This window comes from Mucilaginibacter galii (assembly GCF_014635825.1).
Taxonomy (GTDB): domain Bacteria; phylum Bacteroidota; class Bacteroidia; order Sphingobacteriales; family Sphingobacteriaceae; genus Mucilaginibacter; species Mucilaginibacter galii.
Map to the genome: position 1 here is coordinate 278,770 of NZ_BMDO01000002.1, position 18,229 is coordinate 296,998.

Sequence of the window (18,229 nt, forward strand, 5' to 3'; positions counted from 1 at the left end):
CGGAGGGGGAGGGGCTAATAATTAAAGTCCTCCCTCCCAGGGAGGATTTAGGAGGGGCTTATTTCAAGTATTTTCTCAAAGGGCTTTTACTGTCTTTAATGCCTTGGGCTACCAATTTAGCGTTCAGTTGCGCACCTGCCTTTATGGTGTGTGTATGATCTTTATCGGTAAAGTATACGGTGCCTACTTTTTCCTGACCTTCTTTATCGTAAACTTCAGACACTATAGTGTTCAGGTCGATAAACTCAGCGCCGCCTTGTTTGGCAGCTTGAGAGGCCCATAAGCCATAATCGTTAGTGCTGCGATTTACTTTGCCATCTTTCCAGCTGTTGCGAGGAATAAGGGAGCATACCAACACGGTAGCGCCTTTAGCTTTAGCCTCGCCAATCATTTTACGCAGATACCAGCCATAGCTGTGTATCACTTCCTGCTTTTTGGTGAGCGGGTTAAACAGGTCTTGACTCTCGTCGCTATTGCTTTTGATAGTGCCGCGTGCGCGGGAGGTATCAACCAGCGGGCTCGAATCGTTATGCCCGAATTGCATTACTACAAAATCGCCGGGTTTTATATTAACCAGCACTTTATCCCACCAGCCCTGTGTTTGAAAGGTACGGCTGCTGGTACCGCCCAGGGCATCATTCTCTACTGTGATTTTAGTGGTATCGAAGTAGGTACCCACATAGCTGCCCCAACCCCATAGGCCACCATCGCCTTTGCCTTTACCGTTCTTTACGGTAGAATCGCCTACCAGATAGAGCGTTGGCTTCGGTTTTTGCATAAAAGAGAACAACACGCCGGCTATGACTACAAGACCTAAGGCCAGGATACCGGTTCTTAATTTTGTATTTAACATCGTCTTACTTTAAAAGATATTTATTCAATGCAATTGCTTTATTGGCTTTAATGCCTTCTACTACCGATTGAGCGTTTACGGTAGCGCCCATTTTGTTAGGGTGAGTATGATCGCCCGGGAAGAATTTCTTTACCGAATCGGTTCCCCATTGGTCATATTTATCGGCCGTGATACCGTTCAAATTAATGAAAGCCACTTTTTCTTGCTCGGCCACTTCTCTAGCCCACTTACCGTAATCGTTATCGGCACGCAGCACTTTGCCATCGCGAAACTCGTTACGCGGAATCATAGACAGCACGATAGGCGTTGCACCCTTGGCCTTGGTTTCGCGGATGAACTTGCGCAGGTACCAGCCGTAAGTATGTACAGTTTCTTTAGTACCGTTTGGCCAGGTTAATTCCACTGTTTCTTCGCCTGTGCCTTTTAAAACGCCACGGTAGCCGGCTTTACCGGTATCGGGCTTGCTGCCTTCGTTATGGCCAAATTGCATCAGCACATAATCTCCGGGGTGCAGCATGGAGTCTACGCGGTGCCAGCGGTTTTCTTTAATAAAGGTACGCGTGCTGCGCCCTGCCATGGCCTGGTTGTTAATGCTAACTTTGTTTTGGTCGAAGTAATCGGGGAGGATAGAGCCCCATCCCCATTGCACTTTGTCGTTATTATGCACGGTGGAATCGCCTATAAGATAAATAATAGGCTTGGTGGGCTGTTTAAAGGCCAGAGCGGCTATAAGCACAATGAGGCCTAACCCCGAGAGTTTCAATAATTTCATATATAATTGGTTCGTAGTGGTATGAGTGTTTATTGGTTAAATAGTTTAATACCCCTCCCAACCCTCCCCAAAAGGGAGGGCTTTTAAGAGCTTATTTGGTTGCTTGCAAGGTTAACGTAGCATCTGGCAAACCGGCCATGCTGGCGTTGAACGTTATGGTGCCTGTATTGGCATTGGCTTTAACAATGGCTATGCAACTGCCTTGAAACGCCTTGCGCTCGCTGGCCTGGTAGGCTTCATGGCTTAGAATATTGCCGTTATCTACCGCTTGTATTTTGCCCGCACCGCTTACCGCAAACTTGATGAGGTTATCGGCATTAGGGCAGGGGATGCCTGCGGCATCAACCAGGGTAGCTTTGATAATAGATACCTCATCAAATGTATTGGCTAGCTTCGTTTTAGTGGCCGATAAAATGATCTTGGCAGGTGCACCGGCCGATTTAAACTCTTCGCTGGTTACCTCTTTACCTTTGTTGCGGCCTACCGCACGGATGGTTCCTTTTTCAAAGTTAATGTCCCAGTCGCGCGGCGAATCATCGGCAGGTTTAGCTTTTACTCCTTCCGATTTTCCGTTAAGAAACAGTTCCACTTCATCGCAATTGCTGTATATCTGTACTTTGGCGTTATCGTAAGTGTCAAAGTCGGTAGGGGTCCAGTTAGCTACCCAGGTACCGGCACCGGCGTTGTCAGATTTACGGACAATGTGTACCACAGGTTTGTCACTCCACCAGCTTTCACGTTGCAAGCCTTGCTGTTTCCAGTTGCCTGCGCGGTCAAATAGACCTTGGTTATTGGTGGTTTCGGGCCAGTCGGCTTCGCCCAGGTAATCAAAGCCTGTCCACAAAAACTGACCGGCCATGTAAGGTTTATCTCTTAAAGCCAGCCACATGTTTAGCACGTGCGTGTTTTCGGTGCCTATCACCTTCCAGTTGGGATGGGCTTCATGTGCGGCAATCAATTCGTTTTCGCGGTAGTTTTGGCCTACCACATCCATCATATTGGCAAAACCGTTGGCATAAACCCCCGAAACGTTGGGGCGAAACAAGGCCATGGTAACCGGGCGACCTGGGTCTAACTGATGTATCAGGTTTTGCTGATCGCGGTATTTCTTAAAGCCTACCGAGTCTTTAAGGCTATCGTGAATTTCGTTACCCACGCTGTAAAGTACGATAGATGGATGGTTGCGGTCGCGCATCACCATATCGCGGGTGTCGCGTTCCCACCAATCCGTAAAATACAAGTTGTAGCCTTTTTCGCCATTGTTCTTGGCTGCAGTCCAGGTGTCGAAGGTTTCATCCATCACTACAAAGCCCATTCGGTCGCAGAGGTCTAAAAACTCAGGCGTTACCGGGTTGTGCGAAGTACGGATACCGTTAACGCCTGCTTGTTTTAACAATTTAAAGCGTTCTACCCAAACATCCAGCGGTACGGCCGCACCTACAGCACCACCATCGTGGTGTAAGCAAACGCCTTTGATCTTAATATTCTTACCATTCAGCCAAAAGCCGGTGGCCGCCTCAAACTTTGCTTCGCGGATGCCGAAGGTGGTTTTAACATCGTCCAGCACTTCTTTGCCTTTAGTAACACGCGTAACAGCGGTGTATAAGGCAGGCTCATCTAAATTCCAAAGTTTTGGATTATTAACCTGGGCCTCTAAATTAAAATCGGCAGTTTGCCCGGCTGCTATGGTTTTAATACTGCCTGTGGCACTTACGGTTTTACCCGTTGCATCTGTAATAGTAGTACTTATGGTATACTCGCCCGCTGCTTTGGTGGTATTAATTACCTGCGCCTGAATTTTAACGGTACCTTTTGTTGTGGTAGCTACGGGTGTGGTTACGTAAACGCTCCAAGGGGTAAAATGTACCGGGTTTAAAGCTACTAGCCTAACATGGCGGTAAATGCCGGCACCGGTGTAATAACGCGATGCGGGTTGTATGCTATTATCAGCCTTGACAGCTATGATATTGGGTTTGTCAAAAGAAACGTAGGGTGTAACATCGTATATAAAGCTGCTGTAACCGTAGGGGCGCTTACCTAAATGTTTGCCGTTTACCCAAACATCGCTGTTGGCCATTACGCCATCAAACTCTACCGTAATATTTTTACCGGCATCGGCTTTGCCTAAAGTAAACTGCTTGCGGTACCAGCCTATGCCTGCGGGTAAGTAACCTCCGCCGCGGCTGGTAGGGTTTGCCTGGTCGTACGGGCCTTCAATGCTCCAATCGTGCGGCAGGCTAAGCTTGCGCCAAGCTTTATCGTTAAAAGTGGTTTGTTCAGCACCGGTGGCATCACCTTTATAAAACGCCCAGTTATCATCAAAGGAGGTAATGGATCGCTGTGCCTGCGTAGCCGATGTTGCTGCCAGCAGCAAAGCAACCATTAATTGTGTTCTTTTTTTCATGGTGGATTAATGCTGGGTTGTTAAGTTCGGAATGGTTAGGGTGCTGTTATCGGCAGCAGTAATTTTGCTGTTTTCCCACTTCCAGCCTTCGGCAAATTTCACGCTTCCGGCAGTGGCAGCACTAATATCTACGTTTTTAAAATGGAAGTTTTGCAATGCAGATTCTGGTAAGCCAATGGCATTTACTGCTTTTTTAGCGCCAGTGGCTTTAATGTTGCTAATGTATACATCCTTAAAATGAGGAATCCCTTTAGAGGTAGGTTCAACCTTGGTCAATAATTTTTTCCAGTGCGGAGGCAGGTTGCTTTCGGTATATCCCTCGGGCAATTTGGAGTAACTGTAGCTTGGATTCCAGTTCAGGGTAATTTGAAAAGCCGTGCCCACACCGTTCATGGTAATATCGGTAAAGTGTATATCTTCCAAAGTACCACCGCGTGTAACGGCCGACTTTAAGTTTAAGCCGTTGCTGGTGCCGTTGCCGGTTAAACGGGTAGCGTACACGTGGCGAATATCGCCGGATGTTTCGCTGCCCAGCGTTAATAAGCCCGAGCCTGCACGGGCAATACAATCACGAACGACCACGTATTCGGTTGGCTTATTTACCCGTAAGCCGTCCCAGTCTCTACCTGCTTTTAAACAGAAGTCATCATCGTTACAATCAATATCGCAGTTTTGAATTAAAATTTTGGTAGATGAATCTACATCAATGCCATCGGTGCTTGGGCCATGCCCCTCTACGTTGTTGCGAATGGTAATGCCATCGATGGTAACTTGGGTAGAGTATAGCAACTGCACCGTCCAAAAGCCGGCCTGTTGCAAGGTAATGCCTTTAATGGTGACGTCGGTGGCGTTAGTTACCAGTAAGGTACGAGGGCGTTTAGCGTCGTAGTCAATAATCCAGCGTAATCCCTTGGCATCATACTCTTTGCGCATGGTGCGGTACATATCCCAAAATGGTTTACCCTGTGCGTTTACCAGCCCCTTGCCAGTAATGGCTACGTTGCTTTGGTTCAGGATATTGATGAGGGCGGCAGGCCATTTCATCTCAATGCCGGCTACACGAGTATCAATTTCAGGGTAATCGGCTATGTTTTGGCTGCCCATTAATTCGGTGCTTTCATCAAGCTGCAGGTTTACATTGTTTTTAAGAAACAACGAACCGGTTAAGTATTTGCCTGGCTTAAACTTTACAATGCCTCCACCTGCGGCTGCACATTTATCAATAGCCTGCTGGATAGCCTTGGTGTTAAGCGTTGTACCATCGTTAACGGCTGCAAAATCGTTCACCAAGTAGGCTTTGGTTTTTGAAGGGAACTTTTTGGCACCTACAGTTTTTACCCAACCAGGCTCATCTGCCGCTTTGACCAAGGGTATGTAAAGGAATAACAGTAATGCGGTAAAAATATGCAGGTGCTTTTTCATAAGGCAGGTTGCAAGTTTCAATTGCCATCGGGCTTTACAGATGAGTTTTTTGGACTCATTGGCCAGTTGAAACTATCGATAGCATCAGGGTGCGATGGGTTAAAGTTGGGCATATCAACTAAATACTTTTTCAAGCCTAAATCTGATGCCTTGATGCCTTCTACGATGCATTTAGCCAATTCGTAGGCACCATAAGGGTTAAAGTGTGTATTGTCTTCCAGTGCTTTATCCTGGCCGGGAAAGGTGTTGGCGGGGTAATGTACAAATGCTTTTTTAGAGGGTTCCACACCCATAGCATCGTAAAAGCGGGTGGTCATTTCGTTAAGATCAATAAGTTGTACCTTTTCCTCCTGCGCTACTTTACGTGCTGCGGCGGGATAATCGCCCAGGGTATTCACCGTTTTGCCGTCGGCATTAAAAGAACGGCGTGAAGTGGAGGTTACAATAACCGGGATGGCGCCTTTTTCACGAGTTCTGCTGATGAAGGTCTTAAAGCGTTCGGTGTATGATTTATAAGGGCCATCGTTAGGGCCTTTTTCTTTCTGATCGTTATGGCCAAACTCAATAAAGAGGTAATCGCCGGGTTTGATAATGCTCATTACTTTATCTAAACGCCTGCTGCCCATAAAGCTGCCCAGCGTTAAACCCGATTCGGCATGGTTGGCTATAGCTACACCCGGCTTAAAAAAACGCGGAATCATTTGTCCCCAGGATGCCCATGGCTCATCATCTTGGTCTACCACGGTAGAATTACCTGCCAGGTAAACGGTGATCTGGTTATCAACTTTTTCTATCTCCATGGCGTTAAGGCGGGTTTTACCATCAAACTCGAGGGTTAATTTGTTGTCCCAATCCAGTTTGCCAACCTCGCGTGGTTTCAGGGCCACTTTTACGCCGTTGGCTATTTCGGGTATGCGCACGTTGACAATGAAACTTACCTTTTTAATTTCGCCCGGCTTGGTGGTTACGTTTTCGAGCATCAACCTGCGCGATTCGGCTTTTACCGTGGTTTGGCTCGCGTTTTGGCTATCGCCCAAGGTTAGGGTTATTTTGTAATTACCCTCGGGAACCGCTGCCGAAAAGTAAAAAGGCTGATCGGCGGTTATAAAACCGGTACCAGCTTTGCCTTTGCGGACAACGGCCTGCACAGTGGTGCCAAAATCAAAGCCGTAGGTATCTGTATAAGTTTTAGCAGGGGTTATCTGTGTAAAGCCTGGTTTGGCCTTACCGCTGCCAAAGTCAAATTTATAGCGTCTGCTTTGGGCATAGGTGTTCATGACCATGCCTGCAAGTACCGTTGTTAACGATAGTGCAATAATTTTTACGGAGGTTGACCTCATCATTGTAGCGTAAGTTAAATGTTCACAGTGGTTTATACCTGCGCTGATGCAGGTTTGGTTATAAACTGTAGGCTCAAATTTATTTTAAGTGAGCTTAAAGGGTATCCTGTACCGTCCTGCAAAGAGCACCGCAAAAGCCTCTCTGCTCTTAAAATTCGGGATTTATAACAGGATTGATACATGACATTGCCGGTTGCAAATATTACTCCCCCTCAGGGCGCCGGGGCGCTTAGCTTTATGTAAGTTGGTTCGTTATTGTAGTTCAGCTACTTGAAGAAGGCTAAAATGCAGTAGATGAAAGTTTAAAAATCTTCATGTTTTTTTCATAAATCTTCATATTTCCTCAAAAAACTTCATGGCTGGGGTCAACACTAATTCACTGGTTGCAACAAGCTATTTTACTGCCTTCAGTTTTTCATATTCGGCCGCGGTTACTTTAAATACCGTACCATGGCGGATGCCCGAGGGCAGTTGCACTTCGTCAGAAATATCTTTCCAAGTCTTGAGGTCGGTGGAGGTTATGGCACCATATTTATGGTTGCGGTATTTATCGAAGTACACAAACCATTGCTTGCCAATTTGCAGGGTGGTTGGTCCCTCGGCCCAGTAGTCGCCGGTTATTTTAGGGTCGGTTTGTTTGTAGGGGCCGGTCAGTTTATTGGCATAAGCAATCTTAATGTTCTTTTGCACCGGCTTCAGCGTTTCATCCTTAAAAAACATGATGAATTTTTTGCCTTGCGGTACTATGGTAGCATCTATGATGTTAAACTCCGGATCATACAGCAGCTTGGTATTAGTAAAGGTTTTAAAGTCTTTGGTTAGCGTATAGTACAGGCGGTGATTGTAGCCCGCTTCGGCTGTGCTATCGACCGCAGGGTAGCGGCCTTTAATGGTTGTGGCCCAATAGATCATGTATTGCTTCGATTTGGCATCGTAAGTAACCTCGGGTGCCCAGGAGTTACGCGCGCCTTCTTCTTTAGCCATTACGGGCAAAAATTGCTGTTCCGACCAGTGGATCAAATCGGCCGAACTGGCGTATCCTATTCCTTTATCGTTCCAGCTAACAGTCCACACCATGTGGAAAAGCCCATCGGCACCTTTAATAATGCAAGGGTCGCGCATGAGGCGGTCTTTGGCCACCGCCGGTTTCAGGAAAGAACTATCGTTTTTCAAGGCTGTCCATTTAAGACCGTCGGTGCTGGCGGCCAAGTGCAATCCATCGGCACTGCTGCCTTTAAAATAACAGAAAATATAAACCTCTTTAGGTGTGGTTTGCGCCTGCACAAAAGCAGGAATAAGGAGTAAAAACAGGATAAAAAGCTTCTTCATGAATATAAATGGTTTGTAGCAGGCAGCTAAATTAGCCAAAGGTATAGGATTAGGTAAGGATAAAATAGTTTAACCGTCCTACACTGTCTGCCAAAATATAGTACTTTAAAAATTATTGGATTTAATTTGCCAAGCCTAATGTACATTAGTACATAAACCTGTCGGCTCTAACCAGGCCGGTACACAACCAATAGATTATGAAGATAAAAGCCGGATTTTTGCTGTATTGCGCCATGCTTGCAGGGTCATCAACTTATGCACAAAAGGTAAATGATGTAGTTACGCCTTTGCACGCCATGAAGGTTAACTACCCGGTGCCTTATGATGTGCCCAACCAGGCTAAGGTAAAACAAACGCTCGACCGCATACTGGGCTACCTGGACAAAGGTACCCCTGCACAGTTCGTTAACCGCAGTACCAATGCCGTGGTAAGTTTAGCTGCCGCCGATACCAATACCATTTTCAAACCCGGCGATTTCAGGCTCACCAGTTACGAGTGGGGCGTAACCTATGCCGGCATGCTATTGGCCGGAGAGGCCACCGGCGATAGCCGCTATACCGAGTATACCAAAACCCGGCTCAACTTTTTGGCCGATGCCGTACCTGCATTCAAAAAGCTGGATCAGCAACATCCATCGCGCCGTAACCCGCTGCATTCGGTAATGCAGCCCGGTGCTTTGGATGATGCCGGTGCACTGTGTGCGGCCACCATTAAAACCATCTGCATGGGTGGTGCTTCGGCTAACCTGCGCCCCATGGCCGATAACTTTATCAACTTTATATCCACCAAACAGCAACGCTTTGCCGATGGTACGCTGGCCCGTAACCGTCCGCAGCAAAACACCCTGTGGCTCGATGATATGTTTATGAGCGTGCCTGCTCTGGCACAAATGGGCAAACTAACCGGCGATAACAAGTATTATGATGATGCCGTGAAACAGGTGCTGCAATTCAGCGCCCGCATGTTTAACCGCGAAAAAGGAGTTTACATGCACGGTTGGGTACAGGAAATGGATGTGCATCCGCAGTTTCATTGGGGCCGTGCCAACGGCTGGGCTTTAATGGCCATGACTGAGTTGCTGGATGTATTGCCTGCCCAACATCCGGGCCGTGCTGCCGTACTGGCACAGTACCAAGCCTTAGCCAAAGGGTTGGTGGCTTACCAAAGCAGTCAGGGTTTCTGGCACCAGTTATTGGATCGTAATGATAGCTACCTCGAAACATCGGCTACCGCTATTTATGCCTATTGCCTGGCCCGTGGTATAAACCAAGGCTGGCTCAATGGTAGAGCTTATGGCCCTGCTACCCTGTTGGCTTGGAACGCCGTAACCACCAAAGTAAATGCCGAGGGACAAGTAGAAGGCGTATGTGTAGGTACGGGCATGGCCTTCGACCCGGCGTTTTATTACTACCGCCCGGTTAATGTGTATGCTGCCCACGGCTATGGCCCGGTACTGCTGGCCGGAGCCGAGGTTATCAATTTATTGAAGAAACACACCTTTGAGGTGAATGATAGTGCGTTGATGATGAAGAATTAAAACCCCTCCCTAACCCTCCCCAAAGGAGAGGGAACAGGGTTTGTTTTATAATTCCCTTGCCGCCTCTCGAGGGAAGGAATTAGGTTTCGTTTTAATTCCCTCCCTTGTGGAGGGGTGCGGCTGGATGGTGCATTGGCAGGGAGGGGTTTGACGATTATGGTTGATGAACTGCTCCATTAGACCCCTCCCTGCCCTCCCGAGGGAGGGAATTGGAAAGAAGCATTAAGGGCAGCACTGTTCGGCAATCCTACAATATTTTAAAAGAGCGTAGGCCTGTCAGTATACCTACAAATAAGAGCGTGGGGATGACAGAAAAGCGGGCCAGCGTGGGCCTTGTGCGGGTGAAGCTTTTTTCTGTCTTGATTTTTTTGTTACTTTTTGTATCAAGACAAAACTAAGCGATAGCGATCTCATGAACACCTTTAAAAAACAAACGCACGTGAATAACGTAATGGGCCTCTCCGGCCAAGAGGAGACGAAGTACGTTCACAGTACAGAACAAAGTTCAAAACGCAATAACCACTCGTATAAGATTTCACAATCTTTCAAAATGACACCATGCTTACTGAACCTTAATCATCTTCTTACTAACTGCTCCAGCAGGCAAAACCTCAAAACCACTTACATGATGTAACTGGTGGTTTGTCCATGGCCTTTGGTGCCATACGTGCGGATATTACACCAGTTGGGCTGCGCTTGTAATTGTGTAAGGTTAACAAGCAGAATCAGTAATATATAGGTTTGCGGGGGTAGCTTCTTTTAGAGGGCGATGCAATCGCCAGCCCATGTTAAGCACTCGTCGCAGACGAGCGCAGGTTGCGTTTAACTCCCTCCCTCTTGGGGAGGGCCGGGGAGGGGTTACTTCACCTTCTTCACGCCCTCGCTCGTCATGATCACCCGTTTAATGGTACCATCGGCGTTGTAATATAAATCATCAATACAAACCGACCGGTGATAGCTGCCCGCATCGGGTGTGAGAGCGCCGTTGTGGTAAATAAAATAATCTTTGCCTTTAAAGGTAATAATGGCCTGGTGGTTAGTGTTGGAGTTTCCGGCTATTTCGTTAATAATGCCTTTGTATACCCAAGGGCCCTTGATGCTGCGGCTCATGGCATAAGCTATTTTTTCGGGGAATTCGGTAGCGTAACTCAGGTAGTACCAGCCTTTACGCTTGTGCAACCAGGGCGCTTCGGTAAACTTGGGTAAGCCTTCCACTTTCATCATAGGGCCATCCAACTCGGTCATGTTGTTTTTGAGTTTGGCGTAATGGCAGGTGGTGTTACCCCACATGAGGTAAGCTTGCCCGTCATCGTCTATAAAAACAGTAGGGTCAATATCGTCCCAGCTAATTTTGGCCTCGGTGGTCATATCGTTGGTAATAATGGCCGAACCGCGGGCATCTTTAAACGGACCTAAAGGGTTATCGGCCACGGCAACACCAATAGCTTTTCCATGAATGGTGCCGTGTTCTACGGCTGCATACCAGTAAAATTTACCGTTGCGCTCAATTACCTGTCCGGCCCAGGCATCACCTTTGGCCCAGGCAAAATCTTTTACTTTAAGCGGAACGGCATGTTCGGTCCAGGTCACCATATCGGGCGAGGAGAACACTTGCCAATCGTTCATTACGTAGCGCGCCTGGTTTTTTGGGGCCTCATCGTGGCCGGTATACAGGTACACTTTGTCTTTATATACCAAAGCGGCAGGGTCGGCGGTATACTTATGAGTAATAATGGGGTTGCCGGTAGCATGAATCACGGTATCGGCAACAGGAGCAGCTGTTTGGGTGGCCCGGCCATTAAAAATGGATGGAATGGCCAGTAGGAGCGCTGCTTTTAAAATGGTAAAGTAAGTAAGATTCATCATGGAGGTGTTGGCAATTGGTTTATTGTATTAACAGCGCATTGCCATGCCGGGGCCTTATGCCCGGTAACGACAAATTTTTGATAATAAGTAATTTGCGATTGAGGTACTAAAATTTCATGATAGTTCAGGATAGATGAGCCTGCCCGAGTGAGTACCTTGTGCCCTTAAACCAAGTAATAAACAAACATCCTGCAAGCAGTTTTTAGCCGTTCCTATCAAATCAAAGATATAAATGTTAAATTGATAATTATAACTTTAGATATGTTGCCGGTTAAAATCTTCGCTGCTTCCGAAGGAGTTAAAATTTACCTATGAAGTTAAACTTTCTTGCCGGTTGCGCACGTATTTTAAAGCCGGTTCTGTTTACGGCATCTTTGCTGATAGTCAATTGGTATGAGGCCAGCGCCCAATTGGGTAGCCAACAAATTAAATACCTTTCGGGCCGCGACAACCGTACCAAAGTACAATGGGATTTTTATTGCACCGGCGGCCGTAAAAGCGGTTACTGGACTAAAATAGCCGTGCCTTCCTGCTGGGAGCAACAAGGTTTTGGTGCTTACAATTATGGCCGCGATTATAAAACTTATGGTAAAAACTTTCGCTTTGCCGATGAGCAGGGTATCTATAAACTAAACTTCGCTGTGCCTAAAGCCTGGGCCAATATGGATGTGTATTTGGTTTTCGAGGGATCGATGACGGATACCGAAGTAAAGATCAATGGTAAAGCCACAGGCGAAAAACATCAGGGCGCTTTTTACGAGTTTAAATACAACATCAGCAATAAGCTCAAATTTGGCAGCAATAACCTGCTCGAAGCCCGCGTAAGCAAAATGAGTGCCGATGCCTCGGTAAACAATGCCGAGCGTTTGGCCGATTACTGGGTGTTCGGCGGTATTTTTCGACCGGTATACCTGGCCGCTTATCCCAAACAACACATTAGCCATATAGCTATTGATGCCAAAGCCAATGGCGATTTTAAGATGCAGGTTTACCCCGAGCATTTGAAACAAAATATGCAGGTAGTTACCCAGATAACCGACCTAAAGGGTAAGCTGCTGAAAAGCATGACCGCTAATGTACGGTCGACCGATTCGGTAGTAAATATAGCCGCCAAGGTAAACAACCCATTGCAGTGGACTTCCGAAACGCCTAACCTGTATAAAGTAAATGTGGCGTTAAAATCTGGCGGCAGTACCATTTATCAAACGACTGAAAAATTTGGTTTCCGTACTATTGAGATCCGTAAAGGCGATGGTATTTACATCAACGGCGTTAACGTGAAGATGAAAGGCATTAACCGCCATAGCTGGTGGCCCGAAACCGGCCGTACCCTCAACGATGATATACAGCTGATGGACGTAAAGCTGATGAAGGAAATGAACATGAATGCGGTGCGCATGTCGCATTACCCGCCCGATAAAAAGTTTTTGGAAATTTGCGATTCGTTAGGTTTATACGTGTTAGACGAATTAGCCGGATGGCAAAAAGCTTACAGCACTGCGGCAGGTAAAAAGCTGGTGAAAGAAATGGTGCTGCGCGATGAAAACCATCCATCCATTATTTTTTGGGATAACGGTAACGAGGGTGGTACCAATAAGGAACTGGACCAGGAGTTTGTGAAATACGACTTTTCTAAACGCCCGGTTATTCACCCGCACCATAAGCCGGGCAATGCCTTTAACGGTATAGATTGTAACCACTACGAAGATTACTATAGTAGCAAGAACATCCTGAACGATTCGCTTATTTACATGCCTACCGAGTTTCTGCATGCACAGGATGATGGCGGCGGCGGTACCGCCATGGCCGACTTTTGGGACCTGCACTGGAAGTCGAAACGTTCTGGTGGTGGCTTTATCTGGGCTTTGGTTGATGAGGGTATTGTACGCACCGACCAAAACAATATTGTTGATGTGAACGGCGTAAACGCCCCTGATGGCGTGTTAGGTCCGCACCGTGAAAAGGAGGGCAGCTTTTTTGCCCTGCGCGAGATTTTCTCGCCCGTGCATATAACTATGAAAGACCTGCCTGCTAACTTTAACGGCACCATCCCGGTAGAAAACCGTTTTCATTACACCAATTTAAACCAGTGTACCTTTAACTGGGAACTGATTGATTACCGCAAGCCTAACGAAACCGATGGTGGCTACATCACCAAAAAGAAAGGCACATTAACGGCACCCTCTATAGTGCCTGTAGCTGCAGGTAACATGCAAATTAACCTGCCCACCGATTGGAAAAGCTACGACGCGTTAACACTTTCGGCTTACGACCCGTTCAAGAACCTTTTATACCGCTGGGTGTGGAAAAATACCAATGAGCGTTTATTAAATAAGGTGATGGACCTAACCGGCACTAAACCGGTGCAGGTAACCGAAACCGACAGCACCCTGTTGCTCAAAGCGGGTACCATTAGCATGACCTTTAACAAACGCAACGGGCAAATATTGAGCATGACCGGCAACACGGGCGATAACCTGTCGTTTGGCAGCGGACCAATGCCGGTAAGCGGAACCGCAACGTTTAAGGACATCCGTCACCGTACCGAGGCCGATGGTGAACTGGTAGAAGTTACCTACACTGGCGATATGAAATATGCCCGCTGGAAAATGTTCGGCAGCGGCTGGGTAAGCCTTGACTATGAGTACGATCTGCCCAAAGGCGATTACCCTTATGCCGGGATTACCTTTACTTACCCCGAAAACTTTGTACTGGGTGCCAAATGGCTGGGCAAAGGCCCTTACCGGGTATGGAAAAACCGCTTACAGGGTGTAGTTGATAACGTTTGGGAAAACGCCTACAACAACACGCAAACCGGCAGTGCTCCCTGGATATTCCCGGAGTTTAAAGGTTACTTTGCCGATATTGCCTGGATGGAGTTCAACACTGTAGAAGGTAAGTTTGTGGTAGCTGCCAAGGAGCCTAACCTGTACGTTCGCTTGTTCGATTTTTATGGCTTGTCGGGTATAAAGCCTTTCCCAAGTCTGCCGTCGGGTAACCTGTCGTTCTTGGATGCCATACCGGCTATGGGTACCAAACTGGGTTTAAAAATTGACGGTAGTACGGCTAAATTGGGTCCGCTTAGCGAGGCCAACCATTTAGGCGGAACTACAAAACGTACGCTATACTTTTACTTTGGACTGTTAGAGCAGGCCGGAAAAAATACCCAGCAGTTTACTCGCCCTGTGGTAGATGAATTGTTTGACAGTTCACCATCAACAGCCCCGGCTAAGAAGTTAAAAGGGCAGTAGGGGATACATAGAAGTCGAGCATTCTGGCATCCGCACCCTAATGCTCGGTTTATATAACAATTGCCATGTCAGTCTGAGCATGTCGAAGACCTCACCAAGCGGCGAATGCTTCGACAAGCTCAGCATGACAAATTAGTCAGTAAGAAGACGCGTCATTGCGAGGTACGAAGCAATGACGTAATAAAAGTAAAACCAATGTCTTCTTCCCAAACCCTCCCTCCAGGGGAGGGTTTAGGAAGGGTTTATAAACTATACTATGCAGAAAGTAGCCTTTAAAATGAAGCTTAAACCGGGCTTCAGGGATGAATACCAAAAACGCCATGACGAAATATGGCCCGAGCTTTCGGCGCTGTTGAGAACGAACGGCATCAGCGATTATACCATTTTCCTGGATGAGGAAACCAGTACCCTGTTTGGTGTGCAACTGCTGTCTGGACAATCGTCGCAAGATTTAGGTGCTACCGAAATTGTGCAGAAATGGTGGGCCTACATGGCCGATATTATGGAAACCAACCCCGATAATTCGCCCGTGAGCACGCCGCTCATCAAAGTTTTTCATCTCGATTAATATTCTTAAAATAAACTAAACGCATGTTCATCAAGCGATTTATAGCTATAAGTGCCCTATGTATAACCGCAGGTGCGGCCATGGCGCAAAGCAAACAGGCCAGCGTATGGCCTGCCGTAAAAATGCAAACCCGCCCCTGGACCCGCTGGTGGTGGATGGGTAATGCCGTTGATCAGAAAAACATTGGCAACCTACTGCGCAAATATCAGCAAGCCGGTTTTGGAGGGGTAGAGGTAACGCCTATTTACGGTGCCATTGGGTACGAAAGCCGGTATATAGATTACCTGTCGCCCAAGTGGATGGACATGCTTAATTATACCGCCACCACCGCCTCACAACTGGGCATGGGCATGGATATGAACACAGGTACGGGCTGGCCTTTCGGCGGTCCGCAGATCAAAACAGCCGATGCCGCTACCAAGATCATTATTCAAACGTATAAACTCAACCCGGGTGAAATCGTGAAAGACGCCATTAGAGTTAACGACCCTAAACAACGCGATGTAGCCGTATTACAAGCCTTGGTTGCTTACGACGATAAAGGTAACGTAACCAACGTAATGGATAAGGTAGATGCCAATGGCAACTTCAATATGCCACCGGTTACCGTAAACACCGAAATTTATGCTGCCTTTGCCGGTAAAACCCTACAAAAGGTTAAACGTGCTGCCCCGGGTGGCGAAGGGTTTACATTAGACCATCTTTCAAAAACTGCTACTGATACTTACCTGGCCCGCTTTACCAATGCTTACAAAAACGGCAGACCTAATGTACGTGCTTATTTTAACGATAGCTATGAGGTGTATGGTGCCAGCTGGTCGCCGGGCTTATTTGATGCTTTTCAAAAAGATCATGGGTATGATCTGCGCATGCACATGCGCGAGCTGACGAGCACAGATGGAAACGAAATGGTAGGCCGTGTAAAATCGGACTATCGCGAAACCATGAGCAATATGCTGCTGCATAACTTTACCCAAAACTGGACCAACTGGGCGCACGGACTAAAAAGTATGACCAAGAACCAGTCGCACGGCTCGCCGGGTAATTTGCTGGATCTGTATGGTACTGTAGATATTCCGGAGTGCGAAACTTTCGGCTCAAGCAAGTTTAACATACCCGGTTTGCGCCGCGACAGTGCCGATGTGCGCAATGTTGACCCTGATCCAATTATGTTAAAGTTTGCTTCATCGGCAGGGCATGTAAACAGTAAACCGCTCATCTCGAGCGAAACCTTTACCTGGTTAACCGAGCACTTTAAAACCTCTTACTCGCAATGTAAGCCCGAAGTGGAGCAGATCTTTTTATCGGGCGTTAACCATGTATTCTATCACGGTACTACCTATTCGCCCGAGGATGTAAAGTTTCCGGGCTGGTTGTTTTATGCCTCCATGAATATGGTGCCCGATAACAGCCTGTGGAGCCATGCTACCGGGCTGAACGGTTACATTACCCGTGTACAATCGGTATTGCAAGCAGGTAAGGCCGATAACGAGGTGCTGATGTACTGGCCCATTTATGATGCCTGGGCACATCCTAAAGGGATGGATATGCCGCTGGCCATTCATGATATTAAGGAGTGGTTAACGCCTACGGCTTTTTATAAAAACGCCAACGAATTACAGGCCAAAGGCTATAGCCTTGATTTTGTGTCAGACTTAGCCCTTTCTAAAAGTTCAGGCAGCAAAGCTGGTGTAAAAACAAGTGCCAATGCCAATTATAAAGTGCTGGTAATACCTGAGTGTAAATTAATGCCGGTAGAAACCTTACAGCAGATATTGAAACTGGCCGCAGGAGGCGCTACCGTAATATTTCAAAAACTGCCCGAAGATGTACCAGGCTTGGCTAATTTAGAAACCCGCCGTGCAGCATTGAAACAAGCACTGGCTACTTTAAAGTTTGCTAATGCTGGTGGTGTAAAACAAGCGGTAGTTGGCGCGGGGCGCGTTATGCTGTCGGGCGATCTGGATGATGCTTTAACGGCTGTTAACATACAAGGTGAGGAATTGGTTAAAACAGGGCTTAAATTTATTCGCCGCGATGTGAATGGGGCTAAATACTATTATTTGGTTAACCATACCTCTAAGCCTGTTGATAAAACAATTGGACTTAATTGCAGGAGAGCTGGCAATGTCATATTGATGGATCCTCAAAGTGGCCGATATGGCGCTGCTAAGTCTGTAAGCGTTATTGCGGATGGTGAATCAACTGTTGTGTATACAACTCATGTTAGAGTACAACTTCAACCCGGCGAAGCGCTAATTGTATTTGCAGGTGCTAAACCGCAAACCGGATTGCCAAAATGGAAATATCTGGATAAGCAAACCGGTGAAATTGCGCTGGCTAACCCATGGAACCTCACGTTTACCCAGGGCGGCCCTAAACTGCCATCACCAAAAAAGCTGGATAAATTAATTTCATGGACCGACTTGGGCGATACTACGGCCGTTAGCTTTTCGGGAACGGGCGTTTACACCAGTACATTTATTTTACCTACTAACCCCCCGGGCGAGTGGGTGCTGGACTTAGGCCAGGTTGACGAAAGTGCCCGTGTTTGGATCAACGGTAAAGATGCCGGTATTTTGTGGAGCATTCCGTTCAAAACCCGTGTTGGATCGATGCTGAAAGCCGGTACCAATACTATCAAAATAGAAGTGGATAATTTGATGGCTAACCGCATTCGCTACATGGATCAGCATAAAATAGAATGGCGCAAGTATCACGAAATTAACTTTGTGAATATTGACTATAAACCGTTCGATGCCAGTAACTGGAAACCTATGCCTTCCGGCTTGTTAGGGCCGGTTAAGCTGGTACAGTATAAGTAAAGCCCCACCCCGGCCCTCCCCGGGAGGGAGGGAGGGAGTCTAATAAAAGTTGTATTTTAAA

Annotated in this window: 11 protein-coding genes; 4 read left to right on the plus strand and 7 right to left on the minus strand. The window is 47.1% G+C overall.

Translation table 11 applies throughout. The features are described from left to right. Positions 1–58: 58 nt before the first annotated feature. From IEV61_RS06250 to IEV61_RS06275, 6 genes are all read right to left on the minus strand, one after another. Positions 59–853 carry a rhamnogalacturonan acetylesterase gene (locus IEV61_RS06250; RefSeq protein ID WP_188414824.1) on the minus strand — a complete coding sequence of 265 codons (795 nt, stop codon included), beginning with the start codon at positions 851–853 and terminating at the stop codon, positions 59–61. A 4-nt stretch (positions 854–857) separates the two neighbouring features. Then, complete coding sequence (locus tag IEV61_RS06255) at positions 858–1,625, minus strand: rhamnogalacturonan acetylesterase (RefSeq protein ID WP_188414826.1); 768 nt, start codon at positions 1,623–1,625, stop codon at positions 858–860. 91 nt (positions 1,626–1,716) lie between these two features. After that, positions 1,717–4,029, minus strand: coding sequence for a glycoside hydrolase family 2 TIM barrel-domain containing protein (locus tag IEV61_RS06260; protein WP_188414828.1), 2,313 nt, complete (start codon positions 4,027–4,029; stop codon positions 1,717–1,719). 6 nt (positions 4,030–4,035) lie between these two features. Continuing rightward, positions 4,036–5,451 carry a glycoside hydrolase family 28 protein gene (locus tag IEV61_RS06265; protein ID WP_188414830.1) on the minus strand — a complete coding sequence of 472 codons (1,416 nt, stop codon included), beginning with the start codon at positions 5,449–5,451 and terminating at the stop codon, positions 4,036–4,038. Between the two features lie 17 nt (positions 5,452–5,468). Further along, positions 5,469–6,794: a rhamnogalacturonan acetylesterase gene (locus IEV61_RS06270; RefSeq protein ID WP_229747056.1), complete on the minus strand. Its 1,326-nt coding sequence runs from the start codon at positions 6,792–6,794 to the stop codon at positions 5,469–5,471. Between the two features lie 390 nt (positions 6,795–7,184). Further along, the gene (locus IEV61_RS06275; RefSeq protein ID WP_188414832.1) at positions 7,185–8,120 is read right to left on the minus strand and encodes a glycoside hydrolase family 43 protein; all 936 of its coding nucleotides are present in this window, start codon (positions 8,118–8,120) and stop codon (positions 7,185–7,187) included. A 197-nt stretch (positions 8,121–8,317) separates the two neighbouring features. Here IEV61_RS06275 and IEV61_RS06280 point away from each other — a divergent pair, with 197 nt between their 5' ends. Next, the gene (locus IEV61_RS06280; protein ID WP_188414834.1) at positions 8,318–9,658 is read left to right on the plus strand and encodes a glycoside hydrolase family 88/105 protein; all 1,341 of its coding nucleotides are present in this window, start codon (positions 8,318–8,320) and stop codon (positions 9,656–9,658) included. An 858-nt stretch (positions 9,659–10,516) separates the two neighbouring features. Here IEV61_RS06280 and IEV61_RS06285 read toward each other — a convergent pair. After that, positions 10,517–11,524, minus strand: a complete 1,008-nt coding sequence (locus IEV61_RS06285; protein ID WP_188414835.1) for a glycoside hydrolase family 43 protein — start codon at positions 11,522–11,524, stop codon at positions 10,517–10,519. Positions 11,525–11,835: 311 nt separating this feature from the next. Between IEV61_RS06285 and IEV61_RS06290 the strand changes: the two genes are divergently transcribed. From IEV61_RS06290 to IEV61_RS06300, 3 genes are all read left to right on the plus strand, one after another. Further along, entirely contained in the window at positions 11,836–14,775 is a 2,940-nt protein-coding gene (locus tag IEV61_RS06290) for a glycoside hydrolase family 2 protein (RefSeq protein WP_188414837.1), read from the plus strand. Positions 14,776–15,031: 256 nt separating this feature from the next. Continuing rightward, entirely contained in the window at positions 15,032–15,343 is a 312-nt protein-coding gene (gene rhaM, locus IEV61_RS06295) for an L-rhamnose mutarotase (protein ID WP_188414839.1), read from the plus strand. A 23-nt stretch (positions 15,344–15,366) separates the two neighbouring features. Beyond that, positions 15,367–18,168 carry a glycosyl hydrolase gene (locus IEV61_RS06300; protein ID WP_188414840.1) on the plus strand — a complete coding sequence of 934 codons (2,802 nt, stop codon included), beginning with the start codon at positions 15,367–15,369 and terminating at the stop codon, positions 18,166–18,168. Positions 18,169–18,229 lie beyond the last annotated feature (61 nt).